Origin of the sequence: Trichocoleus sp. FACHB-46, from assembly GCF_014695385.1 — a bacterium.
In the GTDB taxonomy this organism is placed as follows: domain Bacteria; phylum Cyanobacteriota; class Cyanobacteriia; order FACHB-46; family FACHB-46; genus Trichocoleus.
Genome location: NZ_JACJOD010000022.1, coordinates 223,069 through 235,926 on the forward strand (window position 1 = coordinate 223,069; position 12,858 = coordinate 235,926).

The 12,858-nt window shown below is 48.7% G+C and carries 12 protein-coding genes; 1 reads left to right on the top strand and 11 read right to left on the bottom strand.

What is annotated here, in order from left to right:
• Positions 1–6: 6 nt before the first annotated feature.
• Entirely contained in the window at positions 7–960 is a 954-nt protein-coding gene (gene queG, locus H6F72_RS13110; RefSeq protein WP_190435936.1) for a tRNA epoxyqueuosine(34) reductase QueG, read from the bottom strand.
• Between the two features lie 10 nt (positions 961–970).
• Positions 971–1,603 (bottom strand): tRNA (guanosine(46)-N7)-methyltransferase TrmB, encoded by a 633-nt coding sequence (gene trmB, locus H6F72_RS13115; protein ID WP_190435939.1) that lies wholly within the window; start codon positions 1,601–1,603, stop codon positions 971–973.
• 182 nt (positions 1,604–1,785) lie between these two features.
• Here trmB and H6F72_RS13120 point away from each other — a divergent pair, with 182 nt between their 5' ends.
• Positions 1,786–2,925 carry a metallophosphoesterase gene (locus tag H6F72_RS13120; RefSeq protein WP_190435942.1) on the top strand — a complete coding sequence of 380 codons (1,140 nt, stop codon included), beginning with the start codon at positions 1,786–1,788 and terminating at the stop codon, positions 2,923–2,925.
• Here H6F72_RS13120 and H6F72_RS13125 read toward each other — a convergent pair.
• The 9 genes from H6F72_RS13125 to H6F72_RS13160 form a co-directional block, all read right to left on the bottom strand.
• A complete protein-coding gene (locus tag H6F72_RS13125) occupies positions 2,912–3,949 on the bottom strand; it encodes a chemotaxis response regulator protein-glutamate methylesterase (RefSeq protein ID WP_190435945.1) in 1,038 nt (345 codons plus the stop codon). The two genes, H6F72_RS13120 and H6F72_RS13125, sit on opposite strands and share 14 nt — an antisense overlap.
• Positions 3,946–6,396: a hybrid sensor histidine kinase/response regulator gene (locus tag H6F72_RS13130; RefSeq protein WP_348252083.1), complete on the bottom strand. Its 2,451-nt coding sequence runs from the start codon at positions 6,394–6,396 to the stop codon at positions 3,946–3,948. The genes H6F72_RS13125 and H6F72_RS13130 overlap by 4 nt, the downstream gene beginning before the upstream one ends.
• On the bottom strand, positions 6,396–7,073 hold the full coding sequence (locus H6F72_RS13135; RefSeq protein WP_190435948.1) for a chemotaxis protein CheW: 678 nt from the start codon (positions 7,071–7,073) through the stop codon (positions 6,396–6,398). The genes H6F72_RS13130 and H6F72_RS13135 overlap by 1 nt, the downstream gene beginning before the upstream one ends.
• 44 nt (positions 7,074–7,117) lie before the next feature.
• A complete protein-coding gene (locus H6F72_RS13140; RefSeq protein ID WP_206755438.1) occupies positions 7,118–8,581 on the bottom strand; it encodes a methyl-accepting chemotaxis protein in 1,464 nt (487 codons plus the stop codon).
• 151 nt (positions 8,582–8,732) lie between these two features.
• Positions 8,733–8,933: a hypothetical protein gene (locus H6F72_RS13145; RefSeq protein WP_190435953.1), complete on the bottom strand. Its 201-nt coding sequence runs from the start codon at positions 8,931–8,933 to the stop codon at positions 8,733–8,735.
• 50 nt (positions 8,934–8,983) lie between these two features.
• On the bottom strand, positions 8,984–10,681 hold the full coding sequence (locus tag H6F72_RS13150) for a methyl-accepting chemotaxis protein (protein WP_242016913.1): 1,698 nt from the start codon (positions 10,679–10,681) through the stop codon (positions 8,984–8,986).
• Positions 10,682–10,706: 25 nt separating this feature from the next.
• Entirely contained in the window at positions 10,707–10,835 is a 129-nt protein-coding gene (locus H6F72_RS30760) for a hypothetical protein (RefSeq protein ID WP_255527336.1), read from the bottom strand.
• Between the two features lie 189 nt (positions 10,836–11,024).
• Positions 11,025–12,368, bottom strand: coding sequence for a protein-glutamate O-methyltransferase CheR (locus H6F72_RS13155; protein WP_190435960.1), 1,344 nt, complete (start codon positions 12,366–12,368; stop codon positions 11,025–11,027).
• Between the two features lie 11 nt (positions 12,369–12,379).
• Positions 12,380–12,847 (bottom strand): chemotaxis protein CheW, encoded by a 468-nt coding sequence (locus tag H6F72_RS13160; RefSeq protein ID WP_190435964.1) that lies wholly within the window; start codon positions 12,845–12,847, stop codon positions 12,380–12,382.
• Between the last annotated feature and the right edge of the window lie 11 nt (positions 12,848–12,858).

A 12,858-nucleotide genomic window follows, 5' to 3' on the forward strand; every position in this document is an offset into this window, starting at 1 on the left:
TTAATATTAGGTATTGCTGAGGTTGGCACGGGCATTACGGCGTAACATCTCAGGTTTGATCCGCCGTAGGGCGGAAGCTGGAAAGCGGCGATCGCATTCTTCATCAGAAATGTTTGCCAGTTCACTCAGCTTAGGAGCCACGTTCCGGGGGTAAGGCTGAAAATCAGTAGCATCTGTGGCTTGAGCAAAGCGTTGGTTCCAAGGGCAGACATCTTGGCAGATATCACAGCCTGCGACCCAGCCCTGCATTTTAGTCGCGATGGCTTCTGGGAGGGTTTCAGCTCGGTTCTCAATCGTATGGTAGGCAATGCAGCGGTTGGCATCTACTACAAACGGTTGAGCGATCGCTCCGGTGGGGCAAGCTTCCAGGCAGCGGGTACAGGTGCCGCAATGCTCGGTGTGCGGGCGATCGGGTTCTAAAGCTAAGTTGGTTAACACCTCCCCGAGAAAAACCCAAGAACCATACTCTCGCGTAATCACGTTACTATTTTTGGCAATCCACCCCAAGCCCGCTCGTTGAGCCCAAGCTTTATCCTGAATAGGGCCTGTATCAGCATAGTAACGGGCTTGGATGCCGTCCCCTTGGGCTTGTAGCCAGTTAGCAAAAGCCTTGAGTTTTTTGTGCAGTATGCGATGGTAGTCTCGCCCCCAACCGTAGCGGGAAATCTTGGCATACTCTTGTCCTTCAGGCCGCTGATCGGCAGTGTAGTAGTTGAGTGCCACGCAGATGACTGACTGCACCTCTGGCATAATTAGGCGTACATCTTGGCGTTTAGGATTATCCATCCAAGCCATATCCGCTTGGTAGCCTGTATTTAACCAAGTTTGCAGACTTTGTATTTCAGGACTGTTGGCATCGAGGTCTACTGCGGCAATTCCAACCTTGTGAAAGCCTAGCTCCAAAGCTTTTTGCTTGATGCGATCGCGATCGGTATTGGCAGCTCTGACTACGTCACTCATAGGGTTGACTCTAAGTACGCGCAAACAAAGCTCGGTAGACAGGTTCTCCCCGTTCCAACGTCATACATTCCCGTTCCGTCGGCACAGTTAGAGGATTTTCACTCAGCCAATATTCCCCCTGCCGCTGAAACGCTGCATGCTCCTCAAAGCGATCGCACATTTCTACAGCCACTTCTTGAATATCAGACTGAAGAAAGACAACGCCACCCTTAACCAAATAGCTAGCCAGTTCTCTCACTAACTCTGGCTGCACTACCCGTCGCTTTTGGTGTCGGCGCTTAAACCAAGGGTCAGGAAACTGGATCGTTACTCGTTGCAACACTCCCTTCGGTAAAGAGTGCAACAGCGATCGCGCCGAAGTATTGGCATTACAAAACAAGTAGTGCAAATTGGGCAAATTCAGCTCATCGCGCTCCTGGTTAGCTTGATCTACCAAAGGAGCCCGAATTTCCAAACCTAAAAAATTCCAACTCGGTTCCGTTTGCGCCATACTCAGCACAAAGCGCCCCCTAGCACAGCCAATGTCCAAATGCAGCGGCTGGTTTGAGTCCGTATACACTTGGTTCCAATCCGGGGGATGAACTGGACTTTGATATTTGCGGCTCAGCGGATTAACGTGTTCTCGAACTCGAACCAGTGACAAGGTTAATGCTTCCTCTCGTAAATGCTGAACAAGCTGTACCGTAATTTCTTCTCAGGATTATCCTTTAGAGGAAATCAGTTTGCGACAATATAAACCAATTTAATCGATTCCCAAGTTAGTTCTCCGCCATCAAGGGTGGAGTTGCTTTAACCGTTTGATCACCCGCTTTAAAAAATCACCTTATGAGCTTGCAGTTTCGCTTCGCTGTTGTCAGCGATCTCCATGTTGCCTTACCCCATACCATTTGGGAGCATCCTAATCGGTTTCACTTGGTCGAGGTGAGCATCCCTGCCCTGGAAATTATTTTGGCGCACTTAGAGCAACTAAATCTTGATTTTTTACTCATTCCTGGCGATCTCACCCAGCATGGCGAACCCGAAAATCATGCTTGGCTGACGGAGCGATTAGCTCAACTCCCTTTTCCCACGTACGTTGTGCCTGGTAATCATGATGTCCCAACTCCTATGCCTGATGGCACTTCGATTGGTTGGGCTGATTTTCCCACCTACTACCATAAGTTCGGCTATGAAGATACCTCTCGGATGTATTACACCTGTGAACTCTTGCCTGGAGTGCGCTTAATTGGGCTGAACTCCAACCAATTTGACGCCCAAGGCAAACAAACAGGTTATCTAGATGAGCAGCAGCTTAACTGGCTCAGTCACGTTTTAGCCGAAATCGAACCGGACGAATTAGTGCTAGTAATGCTGCATCACAACGTAGTAGAGCACCTGCCCAACCAATCGCAACACCCATTGGGCCGCCGCTACATGCTAGACAATGCGCCAACTCTCTTGCAAATGCTGCAAGACGCGGGGGTGCAGCTTGTATTTACTGGGCATCTGCATGTGCAGGATATTGCTCAGCACCAAGGTATTTACGAGATTACCACTGGCTCCTTGGTCAGCTATCCCCATCCCTATCGAGTTTTGCAGTTTCATCGCGATCGCCAAGGCAGACAATGGCTGCAAGTAGAATCCCATCGGGTTGACGCTGTGCCCGATTGGCCGCAACTGCAACAAGCCTCTCGTCAATGGATGGGCGATCGCAGTCATCCCTTCATGCTGAAACTGCTGACTCAACCACCGCTCAATTTGCCACCAGAGGAAGCCGAAATTTTGCTGCCGAGCCTACGCTACTTCTGGGCCAAAATTGCGGATGGGGACGCTTTGTTTGACTTCTCGCACTTTCCTTTAGCCGCACAGCAGTACTTTGAGAGCTTTAGCGCCACCAATCGTTGGGGTAGTCCTGCATTGATTGATAACCACAGCACTTTGCTCCTGCGAACCAAGCAAGCAAAATCTTCATCTAAGCCCGTCTAGTCCAGCGGCGTGAAACCTGTTCCATACAAGCAGACGCGATCGCAGGTAGAGGTAAAACTTCTTTCGCAGCACCCAGCTCAACCGCAGCTTTGGGCATGCCATAGACCACACAAGTCTCGCGATTTTGAGCGATCGTATGCCAGCCAGCGGCGTAAAGAGATTTGAGACCCATGGCACCGTCTTTGCCCATCCCCGTGAGCAGCACTGCCACTCCTTTTCGGGGCCAGTGAGCCGCTACGCTGTTGAAAAAGACATCTACAGAGGGGCGATAAACACACTGCGATGGCTCTGGCGTATAGGCCAAAGTCAGATCTGCTTGCACAATCAAGTGATGGTTAGTACTAGCGACAGAAACAGTACCTGCCTGAAGGACTTGGCCGTGCTGGGCAATTTTTACCGGGATAGTGGTTTGCTGATTCATCCACTCAGTTAAACCGGGAGCAAATTGAGCATCAACATGCTGGATGATGACCACTGCTGCCGGAAAATTAGCTGGGAACTGGGACAAAATGGTTCGCAGCGCTTGCGGTCCTCCAGTGGAAGCGCCAATCACGACCAAAGGAGGCGTTGGATGAGCGAAACTATCTGGTTGTATCGAGTTTGGCGATCGCGACTTTCGAGCTGTAGACTTGCCAATCAGCTTAGCTACCATCGCAATTTTAGCCAATACTTCAGTGCCACTCGCCCCCTGTCCTTGTGGCCCCAAAATAGGCGTGTTCACTGCATCTAAAGCGCCATAACCCATTGCTTCAAACACCTTAGCGCCGTGGCCGCTCACCGTTGCGGTGACTAGTACGATAGCGCAGGGAGATTGAGCCATAATTTGGCGGGTTGCAGCGACTCCATCCAACTCAGGCATCAACAAATCCATCAAAATTAAGTCTGGGGTGTCTTGAGCGGCTTTCGTCACCGCTTCAGCTCCATTGCGAGCTATCCAAGCAACTTCGTATTCTGGAGCGCTGGCAACTACACGGCGAAGCGCTTCTACCGCCAGCAGCATGTCATTGACGATGGCAACTCTCATGCGATCGCCTCACCGATGAGATCGCGCACGGCCTTGAGGAGGGTGTCGTCATGAAAGCTACTTTTAGTTAGGTAGTAGTCCGCTCCCACTTCCAACCCCCGCATGCGGTCTTCTTCTCGGTCTTTGTACGACACAATAATCACGGGTAAAGATTTTAAGGTGGCATGTTGCTTCAATTGACCAATCAGCTCAATCCCATTCATCCGGGGCATGTCAATATCCGTGACGACCAAATCAAAATGCCCTGTACGAATGGCATTCCAGCCATCTATACCATTAACCGCTACTTCCACCGCATATCCTTTGTTTTGCAATAACTTCCGCTCCATTTCGCGTACCGTAATGGAGTCATCTACGACTAAAACGCGCTTTTGAGCTTTGGGTGCTAGCTGGGCTGTTTTACGACTGATATGACTAAGCTGACCATTAGCTAGCAGATGATCAATTGATCGCACCATGTCTTCCACGTCGATGAGGAGGACCGGAGAGCCATCTTCCAGGAGAGCCGCCGCGCTAATATTTTTCACCTTACCCAAGCGGGAATCGAGGGGCCTAACCACTAGATCTCGCTCACCCAGAAACCGATCTACCACTAGGCCATAGCAGCTCAAGCGATCGCTGATTACGATGATCGGGAGATCCTTGGCATGACCGGAAGAGGCAGGTAGCTCTAGAACTTGATGAGCCACTACCAGACCAATATTTTGCTCATCAATGGTGAAGAACTGGCGGTTTTCTGCCACCGCGATCGCCTCTGGTTCCACCATGACAATGCGGTCAATCCGAGTCAGCGGCAAGGCATAGGGCTCACCAGAAATCTCGACTAAAAGCGTGCGAATGACTGACAAAGTCAGGGGCAATTGCAGGTAAAAAGTCATGCCTTTACCTGGTTTAGAGATCGCCCGTAAGCTCCCCCCAACTTCCTGAATCATGTTCTGCACAATATTTAGCCCCACACCCCGTCCCGAGAGCTCCGTCACCGTATCGCTGGTGGAAAAGCCTGGTAGGAACAGAAACTCAATTAGCTCCGCTTCTGCGAGTTGAGGAGCCATCTCAGGGCTGACCAATTGTTTGCTGACGATCTTGGCGCGTAAACGCTCAAAATCCATGCCTCGTCCGTCATCAGACACGGTGATCGAAAGCATGCCGCCCTGATGTAATGCTTCTAGACGTACTAATCCTTCTCCTGGTTTACCTGCTGCTAAGCGCTCTGCGACTGATTCAATGCCGTGGTCAACGGCGTTGCGGAGCAGGTGGGTGAGCGGTGCTTCTAGCTTTTCTAAAATGTCTCGGTCTACATCTGTAGCTTTGCCCAAAACTTCAAACCGGATCTGCTTATCTAGCTGCCTACCTAAATCTCGCACCATGCGCGGAAATGCCTGCACGCCATCGGCAAAGGGGCGCATGTGACTCGCCAAAACTTCGCGATAGAGGCGATCGGACAAATTGGCAGAACGACGGGCAAATAGTTCCAATTCATTCAAGCGATCGCTCAACATCTGACGGCAATCAGTGGCTTGCTGCCGCACGGCATTGAGGTAGTTTTCGCTGCGCTGATTTAAGGGCTGCCCAACTAAAGATTCCTGCAACTTTTCTAACAAAGTGGACAGATCTGTTTGTTGCCGCCTCAGTTTTAATAAGGAATCGGCAAATGGTTGGAGCCAATTCGCTTCTACTAGCGATTCTCCAGCCAATCCCATCAAACGGCTGAGGTTGTCGGCACTGACTCGAACCACCCGATCTAAGTTGTCGGCTGTCTGCATACCAGACGAGCTGAGCGGTGTCGCTTTAGCTGTTGCGGATAACGACGCGCCGGAAGCAACCGGATCAGCGATCGCTGTGGTGGCAATTTGGCTCTCTGCCATAGTTAAGCCCACAGTTGACAGATGCGTTGCGATCGCTTCTGCTTCCAGAATCGGTGCTTGATTCAGTTCCTCAGGCGCGAGCGTACCAACTGGAGTAATTTCTACTGAAACGGTTGCGTCAGAAAGGACTGCTAGTTCGTTGGCGAGAGATTGCGATTGTGGATCTGGTTGTGGGTCTAGTAAAGTGGCGATCGCCCTGACCAGCGCTTCAATCCCCTCCGTTTGCTCGGCTAGCCACCCCTGTAATTGGGCCTCTGAAACTTGGCTTAACCGTAACAACAGATCAACGCCTTGGAGCAGTACATCAATATGCTCTGCCGCTAAAGTTGCAGTGCCCATCTGAGCACTCGCAAAGCAATCTTCCATCACATGAGCCAGTCGGACGCCCACCTCTAAATCAACAATTCGCGCGGCTCCTTTAATCGAGTGAGCGGCACGCATCAAGGACTCCAAGGTCTCAGGCAGCCCAGGATGAGTTTCTAACTCCAGCAAACCGTGGTTTAAGACTGCTGCTTGCGCCTCTACCTCCATCCGGAACAATTCCAGCATGGAGAAATGGCTAAAATCCTGATTTGCGCTCACTACAGCAGCCTCCGGTTCAAGGTGTAAAACAGCAGCTCGTCATCTAAATAGTTCACACTATGGTTTTGCCAGTTGATGATGCCCTTGGTGTAGGTATCCTTGGCATTCGAGAGCGTTGCAGGTAAATTGCGGATGTCATCGGGGTGAATGCGCTGCACACCATAGACTTCATCAACGGGAAAGACCCAGCTACTTTTCTGGCTTTGCACCACCACCATGCGCTGATAGGCCATCTGATGCGTGGTTGAAGCAGCAGCCACCTGCCCAATACCGAGCAGATCACGCAGAGAGATACACAATTGCAACTCACCGCGAATATTCACCAAGCCTTGAAAGATCTGGTTACTCCGGTGCGGCAAAGTCCGAACTGAGCTAACTTGGGTAATCTCCTGAAACAACAGCGCTGATAGGGCTAACCATTCCTGGCCCAAGCGAAAGATCACTACTGATAGAGTGCCCGCCGTCTGCTCTATTTTCTCCTCAGCTAAGGAGCTAGCCCACTCCAGTAGATAATTAGCCGGGATCTCTCGCTCTAGTAAACTGCGTCCCGCTTGGGCGTAGACGGGACAGTTGCGGCAATGAATCATCTCCAAAAGTTCGGGGCAGGCGCGATCGCCGGAGACACCGATGGTATTCCAGCAGCGTTCGGAAGGAGATGACAAGTTTAGTTGATTCATAAGCTGCCGTAAATTTGAACCGAGACCGTTCTGATGTAAGAGCTTTAAGGGGAAATTGGGCGATCGCTGACTTGAAACCGAGCAATCTCTTGATGTAGCCCTTGCGCTACTTCGCCTAGCTGGGCGATCGCTCGATTAATTTCTTGAAGTGAATCAGCGGTTTGCGTCGATACATCACTCAGTTGCACCATGACATCACTAATCTGTTGTGCCCCTTGTGCCTGAGTTTCCATTCCTTGCGTCACAATCAAAAATTGCGGAGTCAGTGTTGTCACCTGCTCAATAATCTGACCCATTTGCTGGCTAATTTCCCTGACTTCCTCAGCTCCCTGCTTCACTTCCTGGTTGAACTTATCCATTTCCATCACCCCAGTGGAGACAGAAGCCTGCATTTCTTTCACCGTTTGCTCAATATCTAAAGTAGCCACAGCGGTTTGGTCGGCCAAGCGGCGAATCTCTCTCGCCACTACTGCAAAGCCCAACCCCTGTTCTCCTGCTTTTTCCGCCTCGATCGCAGCATTTAAGGAGAGTAAATTCGTCTGGTCAGCCACTTTGGTAATGGTCTTAATCACACCATTAATGCTTTGGGCCTTTTCGCGAATCACCTCCAGCCTGGAGGTAATGGAGGTGGTTGACCTCATTAATTGCTGCATCGAATTGGCCATAGCCGTGAGATTAACCTGGCTCACGCTGGCACTAGCAGCCGTAGTCTGAGACTTAGCAGCTACCACTTCCATCGTTTGCACCAAGTCTTCAGAAGTAACCGCAATCTGTTTTGCGGTCGCCACTACCTCTCGGGTCGAAGCCACTTGTTCTGTCACGGTGGCCTCTAGTTGTTTCCCAAAAGCAGTCAGCTTGGTGATAGAAGCTGTCACTTGAATGCCAGATTGTTGGACTTGACCAACGAAGCCACTGAGTCCCCGAATCATCCTTTGAAAGGCGAGGAGAAGCTGACCGATTTCATTGCGATCGCTAATATCAGTTTTCAACTTTACGGTTAAATCACCGACAGAGATTTTCTCCGCAACATCTACAATCTCCGCAATCTGAGACTCCACTTGCCGAGAAAGCCAAAGCCCAATAATCAGATTAAAAACAACAGATATAACTACACCCAAAAACACTGAAACAACAACTAGTTTTTGGGCGGATTCAGATTCTTGCTCCAAGCGCTGTAACGCAGCCTGCTCTACCTGCAAAATTTGTTGTCGAGCTTCGTCAATATCATCCATTCGCAGAGATTTCATCAGAGCTTTAGCTTCAACCAATTGGCCTGAGTCAATTAGCTCAAAAATCTTCTGAGCAATTGCTTCATTTCGGTTCACCTTTTTGGCAAGATCCGCTATTTGCTGCTGACGCTCTAAACTCTGCGCTTGCTGATCCAGCTTTCCATAAGATTGATTGAATAGTTCTAAACCTTGATCATAGGATTGGATATAGCTTTTATCTTCTGGAAATAGCAGATAGCCTCGGACATTTCTGACCATTCTGGCAACGCCCAGCACCATTTGATCAACCTCAATAATGGTAGTCTGAGCTATCTTTTCTTCTGCCTGTCTTTGAAAAGCATTGCTTGTGTTTACATGAACGATTCCCCCTAGCCCTACTAAACACAAAATTGGTAGGGAGTATCCTATCAAGATCCGGTTTCTTAGTTTCTTATGCTTCAACATAGGCTTTGTGCTTAGATGAGTTGACTTTGAAGCGGGAAATCCCCTCACTTAGTATCTGGGCTACCTCTTTCAGCAACTCGATCGCCTGATTAATTTCCTTAAGAGAATCTGCCGTCTGCTCAGAGGTATCTCGCAGTTGCATCATGGCTTCGTTGATTTGTTGAGCGCCTTGAGCCTGGCCTTCCATGCCTTGATTGACCGTGAGCAATCTGGGTGCTAGCGCCTCTACCTGGCAATCTAATAGCTATAGGCAGGTTGGGGTTCAAGCGCGATCGCGCCTACCTTAAAGCGAGAAATTTCTTGGCGCAAACCCTGAGCTGCTTGGTTCAACTGCTCGATCGCTCGATTAATCTCCTGCAAGGCATCCGCCGTCTGCACAGAGGTTTCGCTCAACTGCACCATTGCCTCACTGATTTGCTGCGCTCCTTGAGATTGTGCTTCCATCCCTTGATTCACTACAGAAAAGCGGGGTGATAGTGCTTGTACTTGCTCAATAATTTCTCCTAACTGCTCACTGATAGTGCCTACATCCTCCACGCCTCGGCCCACTTCTTTGGTAAACTTGTCCATCTCCATCACTCCGGTGGAGACAGAAGATTGCATCTCCTTCACCATCTGCTCAATATCGAGGGTAGCCACAGCGGTTTGGTCGGCTAATCGACGAATTTCCCTTGCCACCACAGCAAAGCCCAAACCGTATTCCCCAGCTTTCTCTGCTTCAATAGCCGCATTGAGCGAGAGAAGATTAGTCTGGTCTGCCACTTTAGTAATCGTGTTAACCACACTGTTAATGTTGTTGGCCTTCTCACTAATAATTTCCAGCTTGGCGGAAATGGAATTAGTAGCAGCCACTAGCTGACGCATCGTAGTTGCCATTCGCAGCAAGTCTTCTTGGTTGGTAGCAGCAGCCACCGTTGTCTCTTGAGACATGGTTGCGACTTCTTCCATCGTGTTAGCCAGTTCTCCCGAAGTGGCAGCAATTTCTTTTGCGGTCACTACTACTTCATTGGTTGCCGCGACCTGCTCTGTGACGGTAGCTTCCAATTGTTTGCCAGAGGCTGCAATCTTCGTTGCCGAAGTTGTCACTTGAATACCCGATTGCTGTACCTGGCGGATCAGGGAGTTGAGATTATGAGTCATAGATTGAAAAGCGACCAACAGCTTGTCAACTTCATCGTTGCTGTTATTAGCACTCTCAACCTGCGTAGTTAAATCTCCGGCTGAAATTTGTTCTGCGACCACTACCACATTGGCAACTTTTGCCCCCAAGGGCTTCGCGATCGTGCGACTGAGATAGATGCCCAAAGCGATCGCTACTGTTGGTCCTGTCACTAACGTAAATATGACCCAGAAAGATGTCTGATTACTATCCTGAATAGCCATAACCTGAGCGGCCTTCGCAACTTCAGTATTAGTGTCTAGAAGCTTAAGCAGATCCTCGGTAGCTGCATTAAAAGTAGGACGTTCTTGTTGAGACAGAAAGCGGTTGAGAGTTTGCACTTCAGATTCAGTTAAACCACTTTGCTTAGCTTCTTCGTAAAGCTGAAGAAATCGTTCTTGATCTGTTTTCCAATCCTCCCAGTGAGGCTGGAAAGCGGACTTGTAAAGCCTTGCCTCTTCAGGGGTTTGAGGCGTTGACTCGTATTGTTTAAAGCCAACATCAATTTGCTCCCAAGCCTTCTTGATTCTGGTTAGCTCAGCCTCTTTATCATTCTCGCTAATTTCAGGATTAACCAAAACTCGCATAGAGGACTGAATTTGAGTTTGTCCCTCATTAATCTTCCAAATACCAGCCACACTAGGAAGACTATTTTTAGTCAGAGTGTCAATATGTTTATTTAGACGGGAGATACCTAACCATCCGACACTTGCAGCAACTAAAACGATCGCACTCATTACCCCAAATGAGCCAATCAAGCGATTCTGTAGTGACATGTTCTTGAGCATAAGATTTTTTCTATCAAGGTAAAGCTACAACAGAAGTTTGCGATCGCCTGCCATAACAAGCCACTTCAGCAAATACAACTCGGAATCCCGTATGGTACAGGATTGTGTCTACCTGCTTAGCCACGAAATCTTGAGAGGTCAAAATCAAACTTCATCAAGAACGTTGAACAGGAATAGATAACTTATATTTCCCTAATCTCAGCTCGGATTCACTAAAACTTTGCATCCGCCAGAAGCAGTTTTAGAAACACAAAGTTACTAAAAACAGGTCTCCACAAAGGCTTAAATTAATCTTAAATGTAGGTTTTAAGCTAAGAATTCAGCATTATATTTAGTGCTCAGATAAATGAATTCGCTGCAACCGTTGCCGCAACACCAGAGCACTCGCCAGATCACCCGATTGCTCTTTTAGTAAGACCAAGTGCAGCAGAGCTTCTTCGTGGTGCGGTTGTAAGTAGACAGCTTTGCGAAAACATTGCTCAGCTTCAGTTTCTTGGTCTACAGCTTGATAGAGTTGCCCTAAAAGGCAATAAGCCTCAGCATTATTACGATTTTGGTTGAGATACGCCTCACAGACTGCAACTGCTTCAACCAATTGCCCGCCATCCGCTAGCGTTTTGGCAGCAGTCAAAGATGCTTTTTGGGAGTCAGACACAGCAGTAGAGCGAGCATTCACCAATGTAGTTTTTGCCTCAATGCTAGGAACATTTGTCGGTTGCAACTCAAGCGCTTTGCGAGTGGATGTTGTATTTCTACTAGCTTTGGCTGGAGAAGCATTCCGCTTTTGTCCCTGCTGATTGTAAGTCATCAATACGGGGACTTTATCTTGAGTGCTAGACTCAACCTTACGGAAAGCAAATGCTAAAGCGTGCCGAATGGGACTAAATCGGGATGGAGGCAGTTGTCCCATTTCTGAGTGACCAACAAAGAACAAGCCATTTCTAACTAACAAACGATCTAAACGATGAATTGTTTGCTGCCTTGCCGCCTGATCTAAATAAATTAGTAAGTTGCGGCAAAAAACCACATCATAAGCTGGCTGATTCCAGAAAAGATTGGAATCTAATACATTTCCTTGAATAAAACTAACTGTTTTTCTGACAGATTCATTGAGCGAATACCCAGCTGTAACTCGCTGAAAGTATTTCTCCTTCAAAAAACTATTTTTTTCGCCTCCCTGGCTCAAGCTTTCTGCCTTGCCGATCGCAGCTTTGCCGCGAAATGAGTACTCGTCATAAACAGCTAGTTGAGCTTTTTGTAGAGCCTTTTGGCTAATATCAACAGCATCAACTTGAAATTGTTCTGCTCCTAACCCTGCTTCTAACAAAGCGATCGCCATTGAATAAGGTTCTTCCCCAGTCGAGCAAGGCGCACTCAAGATCCTGAAAACTTGATTGGGGTGGGCAGGCAACCACTCCGACATCACATAGTGCGCCAATAACACGAACGGCTCGCGATCGCGAAAGAACCAAGTTTCTGGCACCACCACGGTCTCGATCAGGGCTGCCAATTCTGTCCCCGAAGTGTGCAATTGAGTTAGATAAGCTGCCATGTCTACTAGGCCACAGCTTGCCATGCGAGATCGAACCGCTCTAGCGATCGTATTAGAACCAATGGCAGCGGCATTCAAGCCAATCTTCTGCCTGAGTAAATTCTCGATTGTAGCTTCTATCATTCTCAGGTACTTTATTGCACAACTGGCAGATCAATTACTTGCGTTGGAGGTAGCTGCACTGGAGATAATAGGTGTTCCACATCAAGGCACTGGATCACACCTTGGGTATCCATTAATTTTTTGCCTAAATAAGGAGCTGTATCCACCACCATTCCCGCAGGAACCAGCGTAGTACTAGACGTATTAAAAGTTTGCGTCACTCTCTCTGCTAGTAAGCCTAATATTTGTGTCTGGTTCTCGGCACTGAGAAAGCGAGCCACAATAATTCGAGTACTTAAGTAGGAGCGACAAGGACGACGACGAACCAGCTGGCATAGATCTACCACAGGCACCATATGACTCCGGTAGCGCAACAGACCAGATACATAGGCAGGTGCTTGGTGCGGTTTTGTCAGTCCTATTAGCGGTAGCACCTCCACCACCTGCTGGCTCTCCAAGGCATAACGCTCATCATCAATTGCAAAGAGCAGCATCAACATAAGGCAATCCC